General features: G+C 42.1%; 22 protein-coding genes. 11 read left to right on the top strand and 11 right to left on the bottom strand.

The window, feature by feature from the left end; translation table 11 throughout:
- Nucleotides 1–26 precede the first annotated feature (26 nt).
- Both ACGF63_RS01015 and ACGF63_RS01010 read right to left on the bottom strand, forming a co-directional pair.
- Complete coding sequence (locus ACGF63_RS01015) at nt 27–551, bottom strand: GNAT family N-acetyltransferase (RefSeq protein WP_132354262.1); 525 nt, start codon at nt 549–551, stop codon at nt 27–29.
- Nucleotides 548–826 carry a DUF1778 domain-containing protein gene (locus tag ACGF63_RS01010; protein ID WP_132354261.1) on the bottom strand — a complete coding sequence of 93 codons (279 nt, stop codon included), beginning with the start codon at nt 824–826 and terminating at the stop codon, nt 548–550. Before ACGF63_RS01010 ends, ACGF63_RS01015 begins: the two co-directional genes overlap by 4 nt.
- Before the next feature lie 869 nt (nt 827–1695).
- Between ACGF63_RS01010 and csy1 the strand changes: the two genes are divergently transcribed.
- The 5 genes from csy1 to ACGF63_RS00985 all read left to right on the top strand — a co-directional run bounded on the left by csy1 (nt 1696) and on the right by ACGF63_RS00985 (nt 6591).
- A complete protein-coding gene (csy1, locus tag ACGF63_RS01005; RefSeq protein WP_132354259.1) occupies nt 1696–3033 on the top strand; it encodes a type I-F CRISPR-associated protein Csy1 in 1338 nt (445 codons plus the stop codon).
- Nucleotides 3030–3992, top strand: a complete 963-nt coding sequence (gene csy2, locus ACGF63_RS01000; protein WP_387628233.1) for a type I-F CRISPR-associated protein Csy2 — start codon at nt 3030–3032, stop codon at nt 3990–3992. Before csy1 ends, csy2 begins: the two co-directional genes overlap by 4 nt.
- Nucleotides 3993–4015: 23 nt before the next feature.
- Nucleotides 4016–5026 (top strand): type I-F CRISPR-associated protein Csy3, encoded by a 1011-nt coding sequence (gene csy3, locus ACGF63_RS00995; RefSeq protein WP_132354255.1) that lies wholly within the window; start codon nt 4016–4018, stop codon nt 5024–5026.
- Nucleotides 5027–5035: 9 nt separating this feature from the next.
- Entirely contained in the window at nt 5036–5590 is a 555-nt protein-coding gene (gene cas6f, locus ACGF63_RS00990; protein WP_132354253.1) for a type I-F CRISPR-associated endoribonuclease Cas6/Csy4, read from the top strand.
- An 812-nt stretch (nt 5591–6402) separates the two neighbouring features.
- A complete protein-coding gene (locus ACGF63_RS00985) occupies nt 6403–6591 on the top strand; it encodes a hypothetical protein (RefSeq protein ID WP_132354251.1) in 189 nt (62 codons plus the stop codon).
- A 1531-nt stretch (nt 6592–8122) separates the two neighbouring features.
- Here the strand turns inward: ACGF63_RS00985 and ACGF63_RS00980 are convergent.
- From ACGF63_RS00980 to ACGF63_RS00940, 9 genes are all read right to left on the bottom strand, one after another.
- Nucleotides 8123–8920, bottom strand: a complete 798-nt coding sequence (locus tag ACGF63_RS00980) for a PhzF family phenazine biosynthesis protein (protein WP_387628230.1) — start codon at nt 8918–8920, stop codon at nt 8123–8125.
- A gap of 581 nt (nt 8921–9501) precedes the next feature.
- Nucleotides 9502–10329: a 5-deoxy-glucuronate isomerase gene (gene iolB / locus ACGF63_RS00975; protein WP_387628228.1), complete on the bottom strand. Its 828-nt coding sequence runs from the start codon at nt 10327–10329 to the stop codon at nt 9502–9504.
- 27 nt (nt 10330–10356) lie between these two features.
- On the bottom strand, nt 10357–11247 hold the full coding sequence (iolE, locus tag ACGF63_RS00970) for a myo-inosose-2 dehydratase (protein ID WP_152962953.1): 891 nt from the start codon (nt 11245–11247) through the stop codon (nt 10357–10359).
- A 39-nt stretch (nt 11248–11286) separates the two neighbouring features.
- The gene (iolC, locus tag ACGF63_RS00965; protein ID WP_387628226.1) at nt 11287–13191 is read right to left on the bottom strand and encodes a 5-dehydro-2-deoxygluconokinase; all 1905 of its coding nucleotides are present in this window, start codon (nt 13189–13191) and stop codon (nt 11287–11289) included.
- 74 nt (nt 13192–13265) lie between these two features.
- Complete coding sequence (locus ACGF63_RS00960) at nt 13266–14399, bottom strand: Gfo/Idh/MocA family protein (protein WP_036848925.1); 1134 nt, start codon at nt 14397–14399, stop codon at nt 13266–13268.
- 345 nt (nt 14400–14744) lie between these two features.
- Nucleotides 14745–16415, bottom strand: coding sequence for a solute:sodium symporter family transporter (locus tag ACGF63_RS00955; protein ID WP_152962956.1), 1671 nt, complete (start codon nt 16413–16415; stop codon nt 14745–14747).
- A gap of 118 nt (nt 16416–16533) precedes the next feature.
- A complete protein-coding gene (gene iolG / locus ACGF63_RS00950; RefSeq protein ID WP_152962957.1) occupies nt 16534–17520 on the bottom strand; it encodes an inositol 2-dehydrogenase in 987 nt (328 codons plus the stop codon).
- A gap of 356 nt (nt 17521–17876) precedes the next feature.
- Nucleotides 17877–19811 carry a 3D-(3,5/4)-trihydroxycyclohexane-1,2-dione acylhydrolase (decyclizing) gene (gene iolD / locus ACGF63_RS00945; RefSeq protein WP_387628223.1) on the bottom strand — a complete coding sequence of 645 codons (1935 nt, stop codon included), beginning with the start codon at nt 19809–19811 and terminating at the stop codon, nt 17877–17879.
- Nucleotides 19812–19827: 16 nt separating this feature from the next.
- Nucleotides 19828–21339 carry a CoA-acylating methylmalonate-semialdehyde dehydrogenase gene (locus ACGF63_RS00940; protein WP_152962959.1) on the bottom strand — a complete coding sequence of 504 codons (1512 nt, stop codon included), beginning with the start codon at nt 21337–21339 and terminating at the stop codon, nt 19828–19830.
- A gap of 304 nt (nt 21340–21643) precedes the next feature.
- Here ACGF63_RS00940 and ACGF63_RS00935 point away from each other — a divergent pair, with 304 nt between their 5' ends.
- The 6 genes from ACGF63_RS00935 (at nt 21644) to ACGF63_RS00910 (ending at nt 25004) form a co-directional block, all read left to right on the top strand.
- Entirely contained in the window at nt 21644–22477 is an 834-nt protein-coding gene (locus ACGF63_RS00935; RefSeq protein WP_036848940.1) for a MurR/RpiR family transcriptional regulator, read from the top strand.
- Between the two features lie 222 nt (nt 22478–22699).
- Entirely contained in the window at nt 22700–23068 is a 369-nt protein-coding gene (locus ACGF63_RS00930; RefSeq protein ID WP_036848942.1) for a hypothetical protein, read from the top strand.
- Nucleotides 23069–23208: 140 nt separating this feature from the next.
- Nucleotides 23209–23544 (top strand): tRNA-binding protein, encoded by a 336-nt coding sequence (locus ACGF63_RS00925; RefSeq protein WP_152962960.1) that lies wholly within the window; start codon nt 23209–23211, stop codon nt 23542–23544.
- A 56-nt stretch (nt 23545–23600) separates the two neighbouring features.
- A complete protein-coding gene (locus tag ACGF63_RS00920; RefSeq protein ID WP_152962961.1) occupies nt 23601–24308 on the top strand; it encodes an AraC family transcriptional regulator in 708 nt (235 codons plus the stop codon).
- 67 nt (nt 24309–24375) lie between these two features.
- The gene (locus tag ACGF63_RS00915) at nt 24376–24663 is read left to right on the top strand and encodes a type II toxin-antitoxin system RelE/ParE family toxin (protein ID WP_036848944.1); all 288 of its coding nucleotides are present in this window, start codon (nt 24376–24378) and stop codon (nt 24661–24663) included.
- A 17-nt stretch (nt 24664–24680) separates the two neighbouring features.
- Nucleotides 24681–25004 carry a HigA family addiction module antitoxin gene (locus tag ACGF63_RS00910; RefSeq protein WP_152962962.1) on the top strand — a complete coding sequence of 108 codons (324 nt, stop codon included), beginning with the start codon at nt 24681–24683 and terminating at the stop codon, nt 25002–25004.
- Nucleotides 25005–25035 lie beyond the last annotated feature (31 nt).

Here is a 25035-nt window from a genome sequence, read left to right as displayed (position 1 = left end):
CGGGTAGCTGCGATCACCGCCAACTTTTAGAGTTTTCCTGCGGCAGTCAGAGCGGCATGGATGGTTTTAAACGGCAGCAACAGAGATAAAGGGGTATCTAATAATGGGACAGCACCGAAACTGGCGTACCACCTTGCGACTTGCTCATTTTTGGCGTCAATCAAAAGCGCGATTCCGCCCACTTGTGTGGCAACCAAAAGGCTGCGTCGTCCTGCTGCAAGTAACAACTGTCCACCGAGTCTTTGTCCTTGTGCTGAAACATCCACTGCTAGGCGGCCAAGCCGAAATACGGGCACTTCATGCCGGGCCAGACTACGTTTAATCACCTTCGGTGTACGTTCGTAAGCGATGGATGCCGGACTTAAACTGTAGTAACCCAGTACCTTTTTATTATTGTCGCTGACAGCAAGGTAGGTTTTCGCTCCTCCTTTCTCATGGCTCTGCCTTGCGTGGCGACGTAAAAACTGATCCAACGCATCATCACCACAGTTGAAGGCTGCTCGGTCATGATGCTTGCTTATGGGTTCTTCGTGCCAGGTCTGTAGAGTCATGATTGTTTCGGCAAGGCAAATGCTGCGGCCATTAATTTATCATTGGGTGCCGGTGGATTATCCAAAAGATTCAGTACATATAAACTGTCTCTTTCAGTCAGTTCCATCCGTTCATTTTCATCGATGACCTTTCGTGCGACCGATACCGCATTGCGGATCACAAACTCAGTCAAGTTAATGTGTTGTAAAGCAGCAGCACGCATTAATAGTGACTTTTCTTCTGAGGCAATCCGTAACGACATACGGTCATTAGTTTCTATTGGGATCTGAGGCATGGTTAAGCTCTCCTATCTGTACGTATTTAAATAGTACATTGAAGGAGGGGAATGAACAACATATACGTATTGAATGTGTACGTATGTGATGTCAAATACGGTGATTTTTGACACCGCATATACGAACGATTTTAGGATGGAGGGATAAAAAAGCTGGCGGTGATCATAGCTACCCGGCCACAATCCCTGGGCGGAGATTATTATATCATGAGGGGAAAGTTGATTTATGTTGTATTTTTTGTAGTGTTGTTAGGGTGTGTAAATATTGATCATCATGAGCTGAGTATGATGAAGAAACAAAAAAATGTACATGTGTCGCTTTGTAGAGTTGTCTGTGTCTGATCATGGAGAGTGACAGTTACTTGTATGGGCGCACCCGTACGGGTGCGCCGCTACCTGTGCGGTAGTCGAATTGGTTTCTACTGAAGAAGAAAGGAACATATTTCTAAGCTACTTGAACAGTAGTGTATGCATGATAAATATTTAGAAGACTAAATTCCACATTAGAGTTTATACTTAAGAATAAAGATACATAGGTGTTGATCTGGTTGGTGGCAGAGAGTAAGATGCATCTGTAAGTCACTAACATTCGGACAACAGCTATGAAAAGAAGATCTAATAGGAAACAAGGAAAAGTAGGAAATTTACTGAGTATGGTCATTATGTTGCTCATATATTTGCCAACTGTAACTGACTTCCATGAGGAATCAATTGTTACTCAAGGTCAAAAAACGCTCACGACATCAGTTTCGATTGGTCAAAATTTCACCAGCTAGTAGGCTAATTGACTAATAAGCACGATGCTATCTTTCCATTTTTAGGGAGATAGCGCACTCTGATAACCATTTTGATAAGGTAAATAAGAGGCTATGAATGAGAGTGGATTGAGTCGATTTATTATCGATTATATAGAAAGCCGTAAACAGCCAAAGTTGGAGGTCTTTGATAAAGAGGCGGAAAGGAGACTGACGAAGTTAACTTCAGCAGAGGAGATCTTGGTTATTCAACAAGAGATTGCCGAACAGCGCAAGGAATTGGAAGAGCACTATGAAACTAGAAATTGGCTAGATGATGCTGCAAATCGGGCAAAACAAATTAGCCTAGTAACACATGCTCTGAAATTTACCCATAGCGATGCAAAAGGCAGTAGTATTTTTGCAACATCAGTAAGTAAGGAAGAAAATATTGAATATCTTTCTACTACAGCTTTGTATAAACCTGCGATAGATGCTGTGGGAAACGCCGCCGCTCTTGATATTGCAAAGTTATTGCAAACAGAATATCAGGGAGATTCATTAGTGGCGTCTCTGAATCGGAGTGATTTTTCGGCCTTGGTTGAACTGGCGGAAGACGAGCAACAGCTTGAACGGTGGATTAACGGATTCCGACAAGCTTTGTCAGATGAAACACTCTCTTCACATAAACTGGCAAAACAGCTCTATTTCCCCGTCAGCTCCAATGAATATCATTTATTAAGCCCGCTATTTTCGTCATCTTTGGTTCATGCTATGTATCAGCGTATTGCTGAAGCCCGCTTTGGTGAATCTTCTAAAGAAATTAATAAGGCAAAGAAAGAAGAACGTTGGCACTCTGAAGCTAGAGTGATTTATCCCAATACTGCTGTACAGAATATAGGTGGAACTAAGCCACAAAATATCTCTTATCTTAATAGCGTACGAGGTGGACGAACTTGGCTTTTATCTTGCTCTGCACCCAACTGGCAAGGTAGCACTAAACTTCCGAAACGGTACAGATCTATTTTCGAACAGCGTAGTCAGTTCACTCTGTTGTCTTATACCACTGTCAGGTTGATGCGGCAATTTCTATTTAGTACACAGAAACGTACGGAAGAAACTCGGCGGAGTTGTCGGGCATATGTTGAAGAAATTATTGAGATTTTATTTAACTATGTCGCTAGCGTACAGGATCAGGTTGAGTTTAAAGGTTGGAGTAAGGATTGTGATTTAAAACGTGCTCAGCAGCTTTGGCTCGATCCCTATCGTTGTCAACAAGATAAAGCATTCCAATTTGAACGCGAAAATGGTGACTGGAAAAAAGAGATTGCCGACGATTTTGGTTTCTGGTTGAACAACGAATTGCGTCATGAACGGTTAGAAGTTGGGTTGACTGAACGTAATGAATGGGCCTCTGTGTTTAAAAACCGGTTACGTGAATTTGAGGATGAATTGCCAGAGGGACCGCTATGAGTTATTTAATTATTTTGCGCCATATTAAAGTGGAAAACGCGAATGCTATTGTGGGCTTAACCTATGGTTTTCCGGCGATTACTCATTTTCTTGGGTTTACTCATGCACTTTCACGCAAACTACAACAAAGTCATGACCTAAGATTGGAAAATTGTGGTGTGATTTGTCATAACCACCAGCTTCATGCTTATCAATCTGATCCGATTAGGGATAAAGTTTTTGCATTAACCCGTAATCCGTTAACTAAAGAAGCAAAAATGGCGGCATTTAATGAAGAAGGCCAAATGCATATGACGGTTTCTTTATTAATCGAGTGCTTTGGTGAAATTGAAAACGGTGACGAAGGAACTAAGAATTTAGAAAAACATTTATGGGAGATCTGCCAAACTCAGAGGCTAGCAGGCGGCACTATTACCGGAATTGCTAAAGTAGATGTTATTGCTTTTCCGCAGCAAGAACAGGAAACCCGTAAATTAATGCGCCGTCTGTTGCCGGGGTTTGCCTTGTTGGATCGCTCAGAGTTATTAGCCAATCACTACGAGGAATTAAAGCAAAGCAACCCACAGGCAGAAATGATTGACGCCTGGCTTGATTTCGTTGCTATCAAAATGCGGGCTATTCCTAAGCAGGAAGATAAACAACCTGAAATTGGTGACCCGGCATCTTGGGAATATATCCCTAAACCGGCTTCTGGGTATCTAGTCCCTCTAATGACTGGTTATCAGGCTATATCGCCGTTATATCCCGCATGGAAAGTAGAAAAAACCCGTGATCCCAATACGCCATTTTGTTTTGTTGAAGCAATCTATGGGGTAGGCGAGTGGCGAAGCCCGCACCGTATTAATGATATTCGTCAGTTGCTTTGGTGTCATCATTACCAAGAGGGTGTTTACCGATGTTGCAATCAGCAGGCTGTTGCCCGTCAATCTAAACCCAATAAAAAAGTAAGAATCGACTGATTAATTTAAAAAAGGATATTCATATGTCTAAATCAACCATTAAAACGGCTTCTGTACTGGCGTTTGAACGTAAACTTTCTAATTCTGATGCGATAATGTTTGCTGGAAATTGGGAACAGATCAGTGGCGAATGGAAGCCTATTGTTATTCAGGAAAAAGCCGTCAGAGGAACGATTTCTAACCGCTTGAAAAATGCGTTGACGAGTGATCCAGCTAAACTGGATGCGGAAATTCAAAAAGCAAACCTGCAACGCGTTGATGTCGCTGCATTGCCTTTTGATGCCGATACCCTGAAAGTCAGCTTTACATTACGGGTATTAGGTAATCTTGCTATACCGTCTGTATGTAATGATCAGGATTATCAGGCTGAACTGGCAAATGTAATCAACGGTTATATTGCCGAGCAGGGTTTTAAAACACTCGCTGCACGTTATGCCGAAAATCTGGCTAATGGACGGTTTTTGTGGCGTAACCGGGTTGGTGCAGAAGAAATTAAGGTTTGTGTTAAAGGTAAGAGTGGCGAATGGTGGGAGTTTAATTGTGAAGATTTCAGTTTACGTGCATTCGGTAAGGTAGCAGGTAATTTAGCTAAACTGGCTGCTGAAATTGAAGAAGGGTTGGCGGGTGGTGGATCAACATTTTTCAACGTTGAAGCTTTTGTTCGCTTAGGTTGTGGTCAGGAAGTTTTCCCTTCTCAAGAATTAGTTCTCGACAGCAACAGTAAAAAAAGCAAAGTGTTGTATCAGGTCAATGAGATTGCTGCGTTGCACTCACAGAAAGTAGGTAACGCGCTTCGCACCATTGATTCGTGGTATCCAGACGCATTTGAGCTGGGGATCGGCCCAATTGCGGTTGAACCTTATGGCTCTGTAACTAGTCGGGGTAAGGCTTATCGTCAGCCTAAAGTAAAAATGGATTTCTATACTTTGCTGGATAACTGGGTTGTTAAAGGAAAAGTGCCAGAAGTAGAGCAACAACACTACGTTATGGCGACGTTGATTCGTGGTGGTGTTTTTGGTGAGAAAGGTGAATAAGGGGATACGATGGATTATTACCTCGAAATCCGTGTCCTGCCCGATCTTGAATTCGGTCAGCAAGATCTTATGGCGGCGCTGTTTGCTAAGCTGCATCGAGCCTTGGGGCAGGCAGGCAATGGGCGGATTGGTGTCAGCTTTCCCCGAGTGGGAAAAACGTTGGGGAACACGCTAAGGATTCACGGTGCAAGCGAAGCGCTGAACGATTTACAGGCGTTACCTTGGTTAAAAGGACTCAGGGACTATACTGAAGTGGTTGATATCCAACCGGTGCCTAAAAACACGCAGTATCGTTGTGTTAGCCGGGTGCAGGTCAATAGTAGCGTAGAGCGGCTTCGTCGCCGTTCGGTTAAAAAGGGGTGGTTAACGGAGGAACAAGCCCGACAACGTATTCCAATAAGCAAAGAACAACGTACTGATTTACCGTTTCTGAACCTCAAAAGTCTGTCATCAGGACAAAGCTTTCCGTTGTTTGTTGAACAGGGACCAATAGAAGACAGACCAACGCCAGGAATTTTTAGCTCTTATGGATTAAGTGCGTCAGCTACTATACCCTGGTTTTGACCCTTTTTTAGCGGCTAATCATAACCTTTTGATTTATTTAAGAGATTAGCCGCTGCTTATAAAAAGGGTTTTTCTGCTTTTTTTAACTATGCTCTTTAATAATCAGTAGGTTAAAGCTAATATCTAACAGTTCACTGTCGCACAGGCAGCTTAGAAATAGGGGATGCGGCGATGTTATGCCTTGTATTTGTTCACTGTCGCACAGGCAGCTTAGAAAAGTAAGCGGAAGTAGGGCAATTAATTGCCTTTATCGAAGTCCATAAATCATTAACAGAGAGTTGAAAAGAAATCAGCACATAAAAATATTATCTGGATAGGTTGGTGTTTAAGTGTTTTCTCGTTGTTATTTTATGAAGAAAACCATAAAAATAACGCAATAAGAAAATGGGTAAAACGGTTAATTTGGCAGGATTTAAGCCATTCCTTTCTTATATCTTTATTGTGATTTAACGCTAAAACCAATTTATGTCGTTATTTTTCCACGCTATTTTCGCTTTCGGTTAATGCTTAAATATCGTCAAGCCGTTATAACCTTTATGGTCGATTAATTTACTGGACTTTTCACCCTTGTTGATGCAATAAGGCGTTATTAAACATCAGAGAAAACCAATTAACCGATAACATATTATCTGAAATTTTCGATGATGCGAAAACCCCTTTCATTTTTTAAATGGATTTGTCAGCAATCCCGATTATCACTGTGTAGTTATCATCAATGATAAAATTGGTTAATAGAAGCTTTTACTCTTTCAGCTAAGATTAAATATACCTTATCTGAATGTGATAAAGCAGGTGTTAAGAAAAGCTATTTTTTGTCTATCAATGTGGTTTTAACATCTGGAAAAAATGGTAAGCGTATCACGAATAAGCAGGAAAAAACTTTAATTATTAAAGGTAAACCAGAAGTGATTAAGGACTTTTTTAAAGCAGATAAAAAATTCAATGTTATATTGACATTGGAAGAGAAAATATCAGGAAAAACGGGTTTTAAATTTATTTAATAAGATGACAAAATGACAGAGTTAACTAATTAACAAGAATATGCGATTGTATCAAAACATTTAACAGGATTAACCGTATTAAGGAGATTTGCTCAAATAAAAGATTCTGAATGGCTGCAATAGGTTTACGAGAAATTAACGATAGTCGTTGACGAAAGCCGGAAAGCCGGAAAGCCTTTAGCTATTACTCTTTCTGGTCTTAAACCTAAAACATCAAATACAGGAAAAGGAAAAACGAGAAAACCTAAGTATCAGTTTAATGAAAATGGAGAAGTACTCACTACTCATCCTTTTAATATTATTCACTTTCTCTTTTTGCTTGCGTTTCTCTTTTTTAGCGATCGCAAGCGCCTTTTTATCGGTGATTAACTCCGTTATCCGTCAGCTAAGGGTTAAAAAAATAGGCCCCCACTTATTTTACATTTATCTAACCTGCCATGACTATTTAAAAATGCAACTACAGAGATATGAAAGATTTTATATAAAGGGAGGATTTAACTCAATAAATGAAGCCTTTTAGCAGGACATTTAATTGCCTTTAATCGAAGTCCATAAATCATTAACAGAGAGTTGAAAAGAAGTCAGCATATAAAAAATATTATCTGAATAGACTGGTATTCAAGCGTTTTTTCGCAGTTATTTTATGAATGAAATTATAAAAATAATGCAATAAGAAATGAGTTAAGCGGTTAATTTGGCGGGATTTAAGCCTTGAAAAAAATGGGTGATTATCCGAAAAAACATAAAGGGATATTTTTATATCATCAGGCTATTTATTTTCTGATCTATGAAAAAAATAAAGGGTGGATTGATTAAAACTGCTCAGGATTGACGGTAAAATAGCGTCAGTAAAGATAAAAGTAGGTGTGATTAATACGTTGGTTAAATGTAAAAAATGATATTCCATGATGATTAAACTTAATAAAAAGTGGGCGTCAAAAGTGGTAAAAAATCCAGAGCGGGATTTAGCTTAAAAAACACTTCTCCCTCTATTTAATTCTATTGATATCTAAGTATTAAAAGGATGAAATTATCAAAAAACAGTGTTTGATTTTTTTCACAAAGTTAAATCCCGCCCTGACATTTATTATGCAAAACTGTGATACTTTAAATATTCCAGTTTAAACTGGCTTTACACTATTTTAACCCACCAATAGCATGGCTTTTCTACGGTTTGATTTAAGTCGTTACTTTTTATACCTTTATTGTGATTTAATGCTAAAGTCAATTTATATCATTATTTTTTTACGCTATTTTCGCTCTCGGTTAACGCTTAAATATCGTTAAACCACCATAATCTTTATGGCTGATTAATCCACCAGACCTTTCACCCTCGTTGATGTAATAAGGCGTTATTAGGCATTGCAGAAAAGCCAATCAACCGACAACACAGTATGTGAAATTTTCGATGATGCGAAAAACCCCTTCATTTTTTAAATGGATTTTTCAGTAGCCAGAGAGTTTTGCTTTATTAGCAAAACTCTTTTTCTCTTATAATTTTGTATCAATAATGGGTGTTGAGTTTTTTACTTTAGGCAATCGCTGGGAGATCAAGAATTATATGCCCATAGGAAAATAATTTGGCTTTTCCCAGCAAATGTACTCGATCTCCGTGCAATTCACACACAATGTCTCCTCCGCGCTCTGACAATTGACGTGCATACAACCGCTGTTTATTTAAACGGTCACCCCAAAATGGAGCGAGTACACAATGTGATGAGCCGGTTACCGGATCTTCAGGCACGCCCTTAGCGGGTGCAAAGTATCTGGAAACAAAGTCAATTTGTTGTTCTCCTGGGGCAGTTATGGCAACTCCAGGTAAAGGTAAGGCGGCTATTTTGTCAAAATCAGGGTTTGTATTCAGAATTTGTTCTGCGGTTTCGAGTAAACAAATGTAGCGGTTATGAGAGACAAGAAGCTCGGATATTTTCTGACCGAGTGCATTTTCAATATCGGCTTGCAGAGCGGACTCTTTTTTGTAGGTAGCTTTGGGTAAATCAAGTGTATAAACCCCGTTTTCATGAGAGACGCTGAGAATCCCAGCGCGAGTCTGGAAGGCAATAGGATTATCAGTAACGGATAGATGTTCAGCGATAACGAAAGCTGTTGCTAATGTTGCGTGCCCACATAAATCAACTTCAACTTTTGGTGTAAACCAACGTAAGTGATTACCAACTAAAAAAGCCGTTTCGGAGAGATTTATTTCCGCAGCAATAGATAATAGCACTTCATCTGGAAGCCAATTATCTAATATAACCACAGCGGCGGGGTTGCCAGAAAAGGGGTGATTTGTAAATGCATCAACATGATAGATGGGTAGTGAAGTCATTTGATTCTCTCTCTTAAGCCGAGTTGATTATAGAAAGGGTGTCGGTATTCTGATTCAAAAATTAATCGCTAGTTTATAATACTCATATGTAATATATAAAAAAGAGTAAAATGTTTAGTTTTAAGATATTTAACCCGTTTACCGAAATGTTGAGTATCGTTATGTTAACTAGAGATTGGATGCTATTTTTGACCTTTTTTTATTAGCTAATTATAACTTATTGATTTATTTAAGAGATTAACATCTGTTTAAAAAAAGGGTTTTTCTCCTTTTTGTCACTTTGCTCTTTAATAATCAAGAGATTAAAGTTAATATTCAACAGTTCACTGCCGTACAGGCAGCAGCGCACACAAGCAGCTTTATTCCGCCATGCGATCCGTAGTTCACTGCCGTACAGGCAGCAGCGCACACATCTTTGTTATAAACCGCCATTGATTCATCGTTCACTGCCGTACAGGCAGCAGCGCACTAGTAACACATGCTCTGAAATTTACCCATAGCGTTCACTGCCGTACAGGCAGCAGCGCACTCAATTGAGTGCGCTATAAAGAAAGAAGGATCTTACTTCCTGGCGATATGTCTCAATTCTTATGCTTCTGAGCATACACTTCACTGTTAACCCATTGATGGTCTTTCTCCCAGGTAAATAGCCACTTGCGGGTTGGTCCGGCCATGACATTGAGATAGTAGTTGTTATAACCGGCAATGGTTGCCACTGGGTGATAGCCTTTGGGAACCATTACCACATCTTTGTTATAAACCGCCATTGATTCATCCAGTGAACAGTCATCGGTATAGACTCGTTGCATACAAAATCCCTGCGCTGGGTTCAGGCGATGGTAATAGGTTTCCTCCAGATAGGTTTCCTGTGGTTCATTGTCCGTATCGTGTTTGTGGCTGGGGTAGGAGCTGGTGCAGCCTTCATCGGTGAAGACTTCGACCACTAATAAGCTATCAGCAGGTTTGTTATCCGGCAGGATATTGTGAACATAGCGCTGGTTGCAGCCGCTCCCGCGTTTTTCTGCGTCAATATCCTGCGGTGTAATCAGGCGAGTTGGGTAATTTCCTTTACCCGGAGCCTGACACACCGCCAGTTCGAGAGCTGTATCGGCAATAACCTCAACAGATTCACCTGCGGTGATATAGACGGCATAGGGCTTTTTGCGTTCAAATGGCTCCATGCGATCACCAATATGCGCAAATTTCTGATGTGGCGTGATAACCGTGGCTTTCCCTGTCACCAGCACCAGACACGTCTCATTTTCTGATGCGGGTAATGTGATTTTCTCACCTGTGGTTAACTCATAAACATCGAAGTGGACATATTTCCAGTTTGCAGATACCGGTGTGATATGTTGAGTTCGTTTATTCCGATCCGGTGCATGATATTTTGATAGTAATTTGGACATATTATCTACCCTCAGTATTGCTTTTGATTAAAACAATCCGGCGTCTCTGGCAAATTTGTGTAAATTGTTATAACCCATCGTTGCGTAGGTGAGTGGGTGAGCAACAGCCGGATCTTGTTCTGCTTCAACCACCAGCCAGCCTTGATAAGGGTGTTTTTTCAGTACCTGAAAAATTGAAGGATAATCAACACAACCATCTCCCGGTACGGTAAATACGCCACTCAGTACAGCATCAAGAAAACTGGTTTTGCGGTTTTTCACATCTTTGAGTACATCAAGGCGAATATCTTTACAGTGAACATGGTTGATGCGTTTCGCCCAACGTTCCGCGACTGCCAGTGGATCAGCGCCAGCAAATGTCAGATGGCCGGTATCCAGCAACAATCCAACTTCTTCACCGGTATTTTCCATCAGATAATCAACATCTTCCGCAGTTTCAATTACGGTTCCCATATGATGGTGATAAGCAATTTGAACCCCTTGTTCTTGAGTGTAACGAGCAAATTCAGTCAGTTTCTCTCCATATTCTTGCCAGCGATCAGCGGGAAATTGAGGACGAAGATGAACCGGCTTGCTCTGATCGCCGTGAATGCAGTTTGTCACTTCAGCAAATACCATCACATTAGCCCCCAGTTCGCGTAACAGCGTCAGGTGAGAGTGTGCCGCTTTAATCTCTTCTGCGACCGAACGGGTCAGTAATTCGCCGGAGTACCAACCGGATACCAGTTTTAGATCGTGCGCGGCAAGAATAGGGCCTAATATGCTGGCCTGACGAGGGAATTTATTGCCCAGTTCAAAACCGGTAAAGCCTGCCTGACGGCCTTCGGTTAAACAGGTTTCCAGGGACGTTTCTGCGCCGAGAGTGGGTAAGTCGTCATTGGTCCAGGTCAGAGGGTTGATACCAAGCTGCACAGTCATGATGAGTCTCCTGTAAGATGAAATAATTTTGTTATGTTCCTATCCGCGCTGACGCCACAAACTAATCAGGTTGTGATAGTTAGTTTTTATCTGTTGAATCAATTCGTTATCATCAATTTCATTTTTTAGCCACTGTAGCGATGGCTGGCCGAATAGGGTTCTTCCGACAGCAAAACCTTTGACGATAGATTTTCCGGCTGCGGCATTGAAACCCGCTTTTAGCTCTTCTTGTGGAGCATCAAGACCAAGAATAACTACGCCGCGGCAATATGGATCCCGTTGCTGGATGAAATGGTTAATCTTGTCCCAGCTATCGGCGTTGAGAGGAGGAAGTTTCCACCAGTCCGGTTTAATGCCAAGGTTATAAAAGCGTTTGAGCGCACGGATGTAGTATTCATCTGAATGTTCCATTTCCGCAGGTAAAATCACTTCCAATAAAAGTTCATGGCCGGATTTACCGCAGGCGGCATAAATTTCTTGAATTTTTTTCTCTTGTGCTAGGCGAAGAGGGTGAGCATCTTCCGGATGGAAAAACACCAGACATTTTACGATGTGTTCCAGCGGCCAGTCGATAAGTTGGGAGCCGATGCTGCCATGTTCCAGACAGAGCGGGCGGGAGCCAGGTAGTTCAATTGGCCGGCCTATCCACCAACCCTGACCAGTCATTTCATTTAAAACATCCTGACCAAAAGTGCTGTCACATAACAGACCCGCTTTTCCTTGTAATCCAGCTTCTGCGGCAACTTCCCGGCTGGCACGCAGTAAAAGTCGTTTTAATAATGGAAGACGTTTGATACTGGCATCTGCTTGACGGGCCATTTCGATAAATTGGATTCGGTGGTCAAATGCCATCACGCACAGTTCATCCCACTGATTTTTACGGGCGCCAATACGGTGTAGGTGATTCAGTGTTTCATCCAAATCAGGGCGTAGCACCTGATTGGCTCGCGATAGATAGTTATCAAGCTCTTTTTTATTTGGCATGGCGGGAGCACACCCATGACGGGAAACGACTAATGCACCACAGGCATTTGCATAGGTACAGGTTTTTTCCCAGCCTTCGTCATTAAGATAACCCCGTAACAGGCCAGACATAAAAGCATCCCCCGCACCCAGTACATTGAGAACATCAATCTGAACTCCCTGTACGGTAATGCCATCATCCAGATTATCAGGGATTACAGCGGTAAAAACAGAACATCCCAGTGCTCCACGTTTGCAGACCAGTTCAGCCGAAGTCTGCTTACGGATATTGCGTAGTGCTTTGATGGTATCGGTGGAACCACCCGCAATGTGGAACTCTTCTTCTGTTCCAACAATCAGGTCAAACCGCGATAACACTTCCTGTAACTGGGCTGTTACCTGTTCTGATTCGATATAACGGGTTTCACCATCGCCCAGAGAAGTCAGCCCCCAAAGTACAGGGCGATAATCAATATCGATAACCGTTTTCACACCATGACGGCGGGCGTAGTCAAGGGCAGTCAAGACTGCATCGCGGGTATTCGGATGAGAAAGGTGCGTCCCAGTAATTGCCAGACAACGGGCTGATGCAATGTATTCTTCGCTGAAATCATCACGGGTAATTGCCATGTCGGCGCAGTTGTCACGATAGAAGATCAGCGGAAAAGTTGTTTTATCTTTGATCCCCAGAAGCACCAGCGCAGTAAGACGCTCTTTGTCAGTGATTAGATGGCTGGTATCACAGCCAACACTTTGTAACTCTTCCCGGAGGAAACGCCCCATATGTTCATCACCGACTCTGGCCAGCATGGAAGATTTAAGTCCCTGACGGGCAGTACCATAGGCGACATTACCGGAAGAGCCACCAAGATATTTTGCAAAACTTCCCATGTCTTCCAGTCGAGCACCGATTTGCTGACCATACAAGTCAACGGCAATTCTGCCCATACAGATAACATCAAACTTTTTTGTCTGATCCATTGAACAACTCCTTATTGAGTACAACATCAAGTGTTGATATGGTGTGCGCCGATAGTGGAGCGTAATAAGAAAAATTAATTAATTTCAGTGACATTTACCCAACGTTGTTCTTTATAAGAATGGGCAATAGCATCCAGAATGCGCGAGACTTTCCAGCCTTCGGTAAAATCCGGCCACATCTCTTGATTGTTGGCGATGCCATTAATTAGGTCCCTGATTTCCACTGTTTTTTGATCATTGAAGCCGATGCCATGACCTGCGCCGTTGCAGAATGGGGCGTAATCGGGGTGTTCCGGGCCGACAAGAATAGTTTTAAAACCTTGGCGGTTTGCAGGTTCATCGTGGCGGTAAAGTTTTAATTCAGCCATTCTTTCCTGTGTGAAACTCAAAGTACCTTTTGTTCCTGTGATGACGTAGTTCAATCCCATTTTTCGGCCACAGGCAACACGGGAAGTTTCAATAATACCCATTGCTCCGCTGTTGAAACGCACCATCGTATGCGCTTGGTCTTCGTTTTCTACCGCCGCCATGATGTCGGAACCTGTTTCTTTCGGGCGTTTTTTAACGACGATTTCCATATCCCCGCAAACAGTTTGAATATCTCCGACCAGATATTGCGCCATATTGATGATATGAGCAGCAAGATCACTCAATGCACCTAATCCAGCTTGATCTTTGAAACAGTGCCAGTGAATAGGCGTGAGGGGATCAGCCATATAATCTTCGTTATGAGTGCCGTAGAAATGAACGATTTTACCGATTTCACCATTTGAAATGATCTCTTTAGCCAGTTGTGCAGTGGGGTTTTTCATATAGTTAAAACCTACCAGTGTTTTCACTCTGGCTTTTTTGGCTGCTTCGGCCATTAATTTTGCATCAGTTGAATTGAGTGCCAGCGGTTTTTCGCAATAAACATGTTTGCCGTGTTTGATCGCTTCGAGCGCCATCTCTTTATGCAGGAAGTTGGGTGAGCAGATATCGACAACATCAATATCAGGATCTGCCACTAATTCGCGCCAATTATCGGTAAAGCGCCGGAAACCTAATGTTTCAGATCGTTTTGCTGCAAGCTCAGTAGTCACTTCCGCTACCATTTCACGAACGAGTCTGCCAGCCAGAGGGAAAACCGTCGGCGCTTGTGCATAAGCAATGGCATGTGCGCGCCCGATGTAACCAGTACCGATTAAGCCGATACGAATCTCTTCCATTATTGTTTCTCCACATTAAAGCTGACAAACCGTTTGTTGTGTACAGTAGGTGCTTGAGTGTTTTTTAACCTTTCTATTGTCGCATACCCGTTATATGAAATATTTATTTCAAATTCAATATAATTGGAAATATTAATTCTTGTTTGTGATCTGATCAGGATTTCTGAGGTAACATAGCGTTATATATAGTTAATTTTTTAATAAGTTGCATATTTTCCAAAGATAAAGGATGAATATAAGTGGATGGATGAAATTTTTATTTCATCTTTATTTTGGTGTATGTGGAAAGTGTGTGTTGGCTTTAGTTAAGCCATCTCTTCCCTGCAATAAAGGGAAGAGATTTTTCTATTGTTTCCTAAACAGAGCACTACCCATTTTATAGAATACATAAAGCAGTATTAATGTCGCCATCAGATAATAAATAATCATTATTATTGTGGGAACATTATGTGCGAGAAATACGTACATAGAAATCGACCCCAGAACAATTAACCATGCAACAGGTTTCACCATAGACCACGGTGTAATATCTACCTGCTCGGTATAAACATCTTCAAATGGTTTGGCTGGGAAGAAGTAGCCAATAGCCAGCATGAAAATAACATTGAGGATAAATAAAATACCGACTAAATGAAAGAAATGCAGGTCAATTTTTAAAATGAAGTTACAGATAATATAAGCGGACATACCGAATAACAGGCCGAGTTTAGCGGCAATAGGAGGTACACGTTTAGTCAGCAAACCAACCAATACCACACTAAGAATGGGCGCGTTAAAAATTCCCTGTAATTGTTGAATAAGATAGAACAGACCATCCGGCGCATTAGCAACTAATGGGGCAACAATCATGGTTGTTAAAGCTAACCCAAGTCCCAGATATTTACTGACAGCGACTGTTTGAGCTTCAGTGGCTTTTTGGTTGATTCGTTGTCTGTAGATATTAACGATAAAAAGTGTTACAGATGAATTAAGTCCGCCACTGAATGTGGAGAATACGGCACCGACAACGACAGCCGCAAAAAAGCCAACCAATATTTCAGGCAGAACCAGATGTACCAATTGTGGATAGGCATTATCTGGGTTGTCTATTTGTCCTTTGAAAATATGGAACGCAATAATGCCTGGTAGAATAATAATGGATGGAATAATGAGTTTAAAGAAGGCACATAACATGACGCCTTTTTGCCCTTCGGCCAGGTTTTTTGCACCAAGGGCTTTCTGAACGATTGATTGATTGGTACACCAGAAAAACATATTGGAAATAATTAAGCCGGTGAATAACGTGGAGAAAGGAACCAGTGAATCCTCACTGCCGATAGAGTTAAATTTATCAGGGTTAGTCTGGTAAACCTCAACTAATCCTTGCCAGGCATTGCCACTGCCGACATAGAGCAGGGCAAAAATTGTTACCATTAATCCTCCAACGATTAAGCCGACTCCGTTAATCGTATCCGCGACTGCAATCGCTTTAATACCACCAAAGATAGCGTAAATGGCACCTAATCCACCGACACCCCAAACCATAATCCATAAGGCTGTGGTTTTATCGACACTGAATACATTTGAAACCTGGAATAAACTTTCTAATGCAATTGCACCGGTATACAGCACAATGGGCAGCAATGAAATGACATACATAGCCAGGAATAATATTGAGGTAATAAGCAGGGTATTTTTGTCAAATCGACGTTCAAGATATTCAGGAATGGTTGAAATGCCGAGTTTCAGATATTTAGGCAGGAAATAAAGAGCAAATAGAACAATGGTAATAGCGGCTATCACTTCCCAGGCCATGACGATAAATCCGGTTCGGAATGCTAACCCATTCAAACCGACTAAGTGTTCTGTAGAAAGGTTCATCAGCAACATAGAACTACCGATATAAATACCAGTGAGAGAACGCCCACCAAGAAAATAGCCTTCAGTAGATTCTGTCAGACGGGCATTATGTGTTTTGTAATAAGCAAAACCAGCGACTAATAAGGTAAATCCGATAAATGAGAGAAAAGCTAACATACTATCCTCCACGCCTGATTTACGGTTTTCAGGCAGCAATGTGCTAACGGGAAAGGGGATTTTCCCGTTTTTATTGTGAAAATAAATTGTGAGTCAGTTATTCTGGTGTGGGCCCATTTTATAATTTGATTTCTTTACCGGAGTGCAGGGATTCAAGTGCTTTATCTGCCAGATAGAGTGCCTGTGCGCCGTCAAAACCGCTGCATTCTGGTGTGGACAGATCAGCCATGACATTGACGAAATGATCCCATTCAGCAATATAGGCTTCCCGGTAACGTTGCAGGAAGAAGTGCTCTGGTCTGGCTGCTAAACAGCCGGTGTTTTCCCAGAGTTCAACACTGTTTTCTTTGATGTTACCGGCACTAAGCAATCCTTTTTCACCATGTAGTTCAATCCGCTGGTCATAGCCATAACCGGAGCGGCGGCTGTTAGCGATGGTTGCCATTGCACCTGATGGGAATTTCATAACGATAAAGGCGGTGTCGATATCACCAGCTTGCCCAATTGCCGGATCAACCAGATTACTGCCTTGGGCATATATTGAGTATGGTTCTTCACCGATAATAAAACGTGCCATATCGAAGTCATGTATTGTCATATCCCGGAACATCCCACCAGAGACTTTGACGTATTCAGCAGAGGGAGGAGAGGGATCACGGGACGTAATCAACAGAGATTCGGCTTTTCCAATCGTGCCGGTATCAAACAGTGTTTTTAACCGGCGGAATTGCGGATCGTAGCGACGGTTAAAACCAATAAACAAGGGAACTTGATACTGTTTAACGGTTTCAAGGCAGTGATGAACACGATTAATATCAAGGTGAACCGGTTTTTCACAGAAGATTTTCTTGTGATGCTTTGCAGCGAGTTCAATCAGATCTGCATGAGTGTCCGTCGCCGAAGCAATAAGGACACCATGAACTTCCGGATCAGATATTGCCTGTTCAATGGCTTGTACTTTTGTCTGGTATTTCCGCGCTAAAAATTCAGCACTCTCTTGGTTTGGATCGACAACGGAATAAAGGCAGGTTTCTTTATGATTCGCGATATTCGCCGCATGTACCTGACCAATACGCCCGGCGCCAAATAGTGCAATGTTAAACATAGATGCTCCTTGATACCTGGAACTGCTGTTAGGATATTCAGGAATATATCAAATAAAACGTTTATTTCAATTTAACTATATTTAGAAATTATATTTTTGTGTGCCGGATAGCATTTTGTAATCATAATATTAAATTTGTGTTAAACAGATCACGTAAAGTAAGGTTGATACTGGCCGGAACAAACTATTTTTCCTTTAAAAACAGATAAAAATATCGATTCGATGAAGTCATTGCGACGTTTAACAATAAAGATTGAATAAAAGGATAAAGCAATGTTTTTTCGAAATAAAAATTTCAAAAATAGTATCGGAAGTTATTAGGAAAAGTGGCCTGCCAAGCGGCAGGCCGTCAACTTTTAATACTGACGTATTTTGGTTGCAATCATCTCCTTTATTTTCTTTGATGCAGATTCTATAGCTGGATTCTCGGCTACCTGCGCTGTTCCTGTTCGCCACCATGATTCATAGCCATGTGTCATGGTTTTAGGCAGCACTTTAATATCTATCAACACGGGTACGGTTTGTTTTCTGGCTTCCTGTAATGCGTAAAACAGTTGCTGTTCATCGTAAACTCTGTAACTTTTGCAGCCGTAGCTTTCTGCATTTTTGGCAAAATCGACTTTAATCAGTTTTCCATCCATATCACCGCTTTCTGGGTTCCGGTAACGGTTTTCTGTGCCAAAACTGCCCATCCCTTGGCTCATTTGCAGGTTGTTGATACAGCCGAATCCCGCGTTATCAAATAGCAACACGGTGATCTTGATATTTTCCTGTACCGCGGTTTGCAGCTCCGAATGAAGCATCATATAAGAGCCATCCCCCGCTATGGCATAAACGGGTTGGTCGGGGCAGGCTAGTTTGGCACCAATAGCCGCGGCTATCTCATAGCCCATACAGGAATAGCCATATTCAAGATGATAGGTATCCGGTTGTTTAGGTTGCCATACCCGCTGTAAATCGCCGGGTAGGGAACCGGCGGCGCCAACAATAATCGCTTCGGGTTCAAGGTGTTTATCCAGTAATCCCAATACTCTGGTTTGTATCAGGCGGGTTTGTAATGTCTGGCTGTACTCTTCCAATTTATCATCAAGATGACCGGGGATTTCTGGCGTAAAACCTTCTTGATACTGAATTTCGAACAGGCGATTTAACTCTTTTTGCCACATTTCCCGTATTTGAGAAATTTCATCCTGATAACCACTGCGATAACTTAACTGAGAGAGTTTCTCTGCAATAGCATTTAATCCTGCCCGGGCATCTGCTACAACAGGAAGCGCATCCAGTTTACAGGCGTCGAATTCCGCTACGTTGATAGTGAGAAATTCAACATCTGGATTCTGAAACAGGGATTTGGATGCGGTTGTGAAATCAGTAAACCGGGTGCCGACGCCAATAATCAAATCGGCTTCTTTGGCTATCAGGTTTGCTGCAAGACAGCCTGTTGCTCCTAAACCACCACAATTAAGTGGATGGTCGGCAACCACAGCACTTTTGCCTGCCTGTGTTTCAGCAAAAGGGATATTGAAGTTTTCTGCGAACTGACGGAAAGCTTCATGTGCTTCTGAATAGCGCACGCCGCCGCCGCAGATTAACAAGGGTTTTTTCTTGCGGCTTATTAGTGTCACCGCATCGTTGATCATGGCGACAGATGCCGGGCGGCGTTCAATACGATGGATCCGTTTTTGGAAGAAATAGTCCGGAAAATCCCAAATCTCGCCTTGAACATCTTGCGGCAGACAAATTGTGACAGCGCCTGTATCAGCGGGATCGGTCAGAACCCGCATGGCATTAATCATCGCGCTCATGAGTTGTTCTGGCCTGGAGATACGATCCCAGTAACGGGAAACAGGGCGGAAACAGTCATTTGTACTGATAGTATAGTCATGGAATTGTTCAACTTGCTGTAAAACCGGATCAGGCTGGCGGCAGGCGAATAGATCACCGGGCAGTAGCAACAGAGGGATCCGGTTAGCGGTGGCGGTTGCCGCGGCTGTTACCATATTAGCGGAGCCAGGGCCGACAGATGAGGTCACGGCAAAAATCTGTTTGCGCTTTTTCTGTTTGGCAAAACCGGTTGCGATATGAGCCATGCCTTGCTCATTGCATCCCTGGTAAATTGTCAAGTGACCGGGAGCTTGCTCCAGCGCCTGCCCTAATCCGACAACATTACCATGACCGAAAAGGGTAAAAACGCCTCTGATGAATGGATATTGTTCACCATCTACTTCCACATATTGTTGATTTAGGAATTTCACCAATGCCTGAGCGGTTGTCATTGTTGATTTGTTCATTTCACAGAACTCCACTTTATTCCATCGTTGGCATGATAAAACTGCTGGAATGATGTTCTAACCTGATACTTTCCGGCCAACGGCTGGTGACGGTTTTCATGCGGGTGTAAAAACGAACACCATCATTGCCATGAACGTTAAGTGGACCAAAAATCGAACGTTTCCAGCCACCAAAGCTGTGGAATGCCATAGGAACCGGAATGGGGACATTAATGCCGACCATACCGGCCTGTACATCTTCGCTGAACTGGCGGGCAGTTTCTCCATCGCAGGTGAATATGGCGGTACCGTTACCATACTGATGGTGATTAATTAACGTGAGTGCGGTGGCATAATCAGGCACACGGACAATGGCCAGGACCGGGCCGAAAATCTCTTCCTGATATATTTTCATCTCTGGCGTGACGTTATCAAATAGTGTCGGGCCAATAAAATAGCCATTTTCATAACCAGGAACGTTGAGTTGACGGCCATCGATCAATAGGCTGGCTCCTTGTTTTTCGCCGCTGGCGATATAGTCACAGATTTTGGCTTTGTGTTGGGCCGAGATAACCGGACCCATATCATTCTCTTTACCTTCAGTCATACCGGGGCCGACAAACATTTTGTTGATCTGCTGATGTAGTTTTGCAATCAGGGCATCAGCCGTTTCATCTCCAACCGCTAATACAACAGACAGTGCCATGCAACGCTCACCTGCTGCGCCAAAAGCCGCGCCCATAATTGCATTACAAGCCATATCAAGGTCAGCATCCGGCATGAGAATACAGTGGTTTTTGGCTCCCCCCAGTGCCTGACAGCGTTTCCCATGTGCAGAAGCGGTCGTATAGATGTATTCGGCAATGGGGGTAGAACCCACAAAGCTAACGGCCTGTACTCTCGGATCAGTCAGTAGTACATCAACTGCCTCTTTATCGCCGTTGACAACATTAAATACGCCATCGGGTAAACCGGCTTGTTTAAGCAGTAGTGCCAATTCAACAGCAACAGAAGGATCTTTTTCTGACGGCTTCAATACGAAAGTGTTCCCTGTAGCCAGCGCGATGGGAAACATCCACATAGCAACCATTGCCGGGAAGTTGAAAGGGGTAATACCGGCGCAAACACCTAACGGTTGCATCAATGAGTGGCTATCGACGCCTGTTCCGGTATTAGCGGAATGTTCACCTTTTTGCAAATGAGGAATACCGCAGGCAAATTCAACAACTTCCAGGCCGCGAGTTAATTCACCGATGGCATCTGAGTAGATTTTTCCATGTTCTTCTGAAATCAGTCGCGCTAACTTGTCTATATTGGCTTCCAGTAATGTTTTGAACTGGAACATCACCCGGGCACGTTTAAGTGGTGAAGTTTTAGACCATCCACTGTAAGCCTGATGAGCAGTTTCAATTGCCTGTTCAACTTCATCGGCTGTGCTTAGTGCTACCTGACGTATCTGTTTGCCCGTTGCTGGATTGAAAACAGGAGAAAAACGGGTGCTGTGACTAGGAATGAGTTGCCCGCTGACATAATTCTTTATTTGTTCCATTCTGAGCCTCACTTGCAGATTGTAATGTTTGTACTGAATCAGAAACGTTGGTAGTAGATATATGGAATATTTATTTCGTTTTCAATGATATTTGGAGCAAAAAGCAATTGGTGTGATCGGAGTAATGTTTTTATGAATGACAGGTAATTAGGTGACTAATTAGTTGTTAATCAATGTGATGATAATAATAAATTATTGCAATTAATGGATTATATATTTCATTTTGAACTATAAAAATGAAATATGATTCATCTTGTATGGTAAAACTATTACAATTGCCGGTGATAAATTTTATGGGGGATTTATGTCTGTAGCATCGAATCTGAATGAATTTCAAGAACAAGTCCGTTCACGCTATGGTGAATTGAGTAAACGCTTGCAACAAGTAGCCCGATATGTGCTGGATAATACTAATCGTGTAGCTTTTGATACTGTTGCTGTGATAGCCAGAGAAGCTGATGTTCCTCCATCAACATTAATTCGTTTCGCTAATGCATTTTATTTCAGTGGCTTTAATGAAATGAAACAGCTATTTCGTGTACATATGGTAGAAGAGACTGCCAGTTATGCAGACAGAGCCAGATTATTCAGGGAACTGGATGGTGAGCAGGAGCCGCTGGAAGATCCACAGCATATTTTGCAGGAATTTGCTCGTTCAAATGTGCAGGCTATGCAACAGCTGGCTACCCGAACAGCCCCTGAAGATTTAAAAAACGCGGTAGACTTATTGGCTCAGGCTAAGAATATCTACATTATTGGGCTGCGCCGTTCTTTCAGTGTGGCTGTTTATCTTTCTTATGCATTGAGTCATCTGGAGTGCCGTCCGTTATTAGTGGATGGTTTGGGGGGGATGTTCAGGGAGCAGATTAACTTAATTGGGCAAGAAGATGTTGTCGTTTCAATCAGCTTTACCCCTTATGCAGAAGAAACATTGATGATCAGTGAGAGGGCGGCAAAGGCAGGGGCAAAACAGATAGTGATTACTGATAGTCAGATTAGCCCTCTTGCCAGTTTCAGTGATGTCTGCTTTGTGGTTAAAGAAGCACAGGTGGATGCATTTCGTTCCCTGTCTGCAACGTTGTGTTTAGTGCAATCTTTAGCGGTTGCTCTGGCTTATCGACAAGGGAACACTATTTAATTGTGAAATGATGTTCTTGTATTCCTGATGAACACTTTAATCATTATTAACCCGTTGGTGCCGGCGGGTTAATTTCTACCAGGTTAGTGGAAAAATCTCTGTTTAAACAAAATGTAAACCTGATATTGGTAACTGGTTTTTATACGTAAATGTTGTTGATTCCTATTGGCAATAATTATTTAATAAATGTTCGAAGTTATGGTTTTAAAGAGGGATCATACGATGATTAAAGGATCGCGTTACATTTTTGTCATTTTATCTGCAATTTCTTTCCAGGCATTTGCTTTAAATTTCCATTACAAAAGTGATATTCCGGCAGACAATAAGCCATCGGCAGAATATATGAAGCAGAGAGAAAATCTTGCGTCTAAGCATTTGAATGTGGATAAACTCACTGCGGATAATGAACTTGTGAAAAAATGGGAACAGGGAAGGCAGGTTGAAGAAACAAAAAGATATGCTGAACGCTGGCAGAATAATGAACAATTTAATCATGGATTCAATAATTCAATCCTGCGGGATATTGAGCGAGCTAATCGAATTGAACAGAACGGGGGAATGACCAGAAGTAACTTTTTTGATAGGAAGTGATCACTATTTAAAGCTATTTGAATAGTAAATTGAATGAGTTACCGAAAAAAGCAGCTTGTCGATAATTGTTGACAGCCTTTCGAAAGAATTTCCTCTACTGTCATGTGAATATAATGATTTCATACTGAGTGGAGAAAGACATGGAACAGATCGAATGGGCTGATTTTGAAAAAGTTGACATGCGGGTTGGCACAATTATTTCGGCAGGATTGAATTCCAAAGCCAGCAAACCTGCCTATAAATTACAAATTGATCTCGGTGAACTGGGGGTTAAAAACTCAAGCGCTCAGATAACCGCACATTACACACCTGAGCAATTAATCGGCCGTCAGGTTCTTTGTGTGTGCAATTTTACACCAAAGCGGATCGCGGGTGTCAAATCAGAGGTATTGTTAACCGGTAGTGTCGATGAAAATGGTGCGGTGGTGATCGCAGAATTTACTCTTCCTGTCCCTAATGGTCATAAGTTGTTGTAAACCACATTATTTTGTTGTCGAATGATTGGAGTGTGTTTTAATCAGCGACAATAAATATGTCTCATCAATTACCTTCATTACATTTACGCCGGTATTCAGCTGAAACTATTAGCCATAGCCATCAGGGGTTATGGCAGTTCGTTTTTGGCTATGACGGGCAGTTGGAATTAAATGTAGAAGGGCAGCAAGGTGTTGTTAATTTCGGAAATGTTGCCATGATCCCACCGGATGCGAAGCATAGTTTTTCCGCTAAGGGTGAAAATCAGCAATTAGTGTTGGAATTACCTTCAGCCCTGTTTGGGCAATTATATCGTGATTCTTTCTGGCAACCATTACCTGCATCTGCTCTTGCGCTTATTAAATGGCTGCACGATTACCCACAGCCACCCGCCAGCCATGCCGATGTGGCCCGTTTACTACTGGCTCAGTTACCACAAATGAGTTCGCCTTCCGCCCTGGTAGCAAAACTGCATCAGGGGCTTGCCGGGCGTTTGCATGAAAAAATGACGGTGGTGGATATGGCTGATATTTGCGCGGTATCTGCCAGCACTTTGCACCGCAAACTTTTTATTGCAACTGGCATGAGCCCAATGGCTTATTTGAAAACGTGTCGGATGAAGCTTGCCTATAATTTATTGGTTAACAGTTATAAGCCTTTGGCTGATATTGCTTTTCTGTCCGGCTATGCCTCCCAGTCAGCTTTTACCTTTGCATTTAATCAGCATTTTGGCTGTACACCAGCCAGATTACGTAAGACAAAATGATATTTTCAGAATTTTATGACTTGATGCACAATGATATTGTGCGTAATATACAGATAACGAGGATGTTATGGCGGTTGAATTCAGGGATAGGTGGTTAGAAAGATTTTATGAACAAGATTTACCACACAAATGTATACCCGTTTTTCTACAGAGCGCTTTATACAGAAAACTGCAAATTCTGGATGCTTCAGTTAAAGAGGCCGACTTAAGAATTCCGCCGGGAAACCATTTTGAACATTTGAATGGTTATTTAAGGGGGTGGTGCTCAATAAGAGTAAACAGGCAATACAGGCTTATTTTTCAATGGATTGATGGTATTGCAGTTGATACATATCTGGATCCTCATAACTATTAAACTGAGGGAAATAAATAATGAGAAATACAAAACGTCGCCCTGCAACTGTGGGTGAAATATTGGTGAGTGAGTTTCTGGAGCCTCTTCATATTGAAATTAATGTATTGGCTGAAGCTATGGGTGTTCATCGCAATACGCTAAGCAGAATTGTGCACAATAAAGGCGCGTTGACTGTTCCTATGGCGATTAAATTGGCTGCGGCCTTGGGGAATACAGCAGAGTTTTGGCTTAATATTCAACATGCTGTTGAACTGTGGGATGTGCGTAATCATGCATATCAGACGGAATCACTGAATGTAAAACAGATAATTAAGTCATCAATCATAACGGCAGTACACTGATGGATTTGTTTTTAGGGGCATAAAGCCATCT

The organism is Photorhabdus sp. RM322S, from assembly GCF_042879395.1.
Lineage (GTDB): Bacteria > Pseudomonadota > Gammaproteobacteria > Enterobacterales > Enterobacteriaceae > Photorhabdus > Photorhabdus khanii.
This window is presented reverse-complemented; position numbering and strand designations above follow the sequence as displayed.

Excerpts from the sequence above, each read along its gene's own strand:
- ACGF63_RS01015 (WP_132354262.1), bottom strand. The coding sequence starts at position 551 with ATGACTCTACAGACCTGGCACGAAGAACCCATAAGCAAGCATCATGAC.
- ACGF63_RS01010 (WP_132354261.1), bottom strand. The coding sequence starts at position 826 with ATGCCTCAGATCCCAATAGAAACTAATGACCGTATGTCGTTACGGATT.
- csy1 (WP_132354259.1), top strand. The coding sequence starts at position 1,696 with ATGAATGAGAGTGGATTGAGTCGATTTATTATCGATTATATAGAAAGC.
- csy2 (WP_387628233.1), top strand. The coding sequence starts at position 3,030 with ATGAGTTATTTAATTATTTTGCGCCATATTAAAGTGGAAAACGCGAAT.
- csy3 (WP_132354255.1), top strand. The coding sequence starts at position 4,016 with ATGTCTAAATCAACCATTAAAACGGCTTCTGTACTGGCGTTTGAACGT.
- cas6f (WP_132354253.1), top strand. The coding sequence starts at position 5,036 with ATGGATTATTACCTCGAAATCCGTGTCCTGCCCGATCTTGAATTCGGT.
- ACGF63_RS00980 (WP_387628230.1), bottom strand. The coding sequence starts at position 8,920 with ATGACTTCACTACCCATCTATCATGTTGATGCATTTACAAATCACCCC.
- iolB (WP_387628228.1), bottom strand. The coding sequence starts at position 10,329 with ATGTCCAAATTACTATCAAAATATCATGCACCGGATCGGAATAAACGA.
- iolE (WP_152962953.1), bottom strand. The coding sequence starts at position 11,247 with ATGACTGTGCAGCTTGGTATCAACCCTCTGACCTGGACCAATGACGAC.
- iolC (WP_387628226.1), bottom strand. The coding sequence starts at position 13,191 with ATGGATCAGACAAAAAAGTTTGATGTTATCTGTATGGGCAGAATTGCC.
- ACGF63_RS00960 (WP_036848925.1), bottom strand. The coding sequence starts at position 14,399 with ATGGAAGAGATTCGTATCGGCTTAATCGGTACTGGTTACATCGGGCGC.
- ACGF63_RS00955 (WP_152962956.1), bottom strand. The coding sequence starts at position 16,415 with ATGTTAGCTTTTCTCTCATTTATCGGATTTACCTTATTAGTCGCTGGT.
- iolG (WP_152962957.1), bottom strand. The coding sequence starts at position 17,520 with ATGTTTAACATTGCACTATTTGGCGCCGGGCGTATTGGTCAGGTACAT.
- iolD (WP_387628223.1), bottom strand. The coding sequence starts at position 19,811 with ATGAACAAATCAACAATGACAACCGCTCAGGCATTGGTGAAATTCCTA.
- ACGF63_RS00940 (WP_152962959.1), bottom strand. The coding sequence starts at position 21,339 with ATGGAACAAATAAAGAATTATGTCAGCGGGCAACTCATTCCTAGTCAC.
- ACGF63_RS00935 (WP_036848940.1), top strand. The coding sequence starts at position 21,644 with ATGTCTGTAGCATCGAATCTGAATGAATTTCAAGAACAAGTCCGTTCA.
- ACGF63_RS00930 (WP_036848942.1), top strand. The coding sequence starts at position 22,700 with ATGATTAAAGGATCGCGTTACATTTTTGTCATTTTATCTGCAATTTCT.
- ACGF63_RS00925 (WP_152962960.1), top strand. The coding sequence starts at position 23,209 with ATGGAACAGATCGAATGGGCTGATTTTGAAAAAGTTGACATGCGGGTT.
- ACGF63_RS00920 (WP_152962961.1), top strand. The coding sequence starts at position 23,601 with ATGTCTCATCAATTACCTTCATTACATTTACGCCGGTATTCAGCTGAA.
- ACGF63_RS00915 (WP_036848944.1), top strand. The coding sequence starts at position 24,376 with ATGGCGGTTGAATTCAGGGATAGGTGGTTAGAAAGATTTTATGAACAA.
- ACGF63_RS00910 (WP_152962962.1), top strand. The coding sequence starts at position 24,681 with ATGAGAAATACAAAACGTCGCCCTGCAACTGTGGGTGAAATATTGGTG.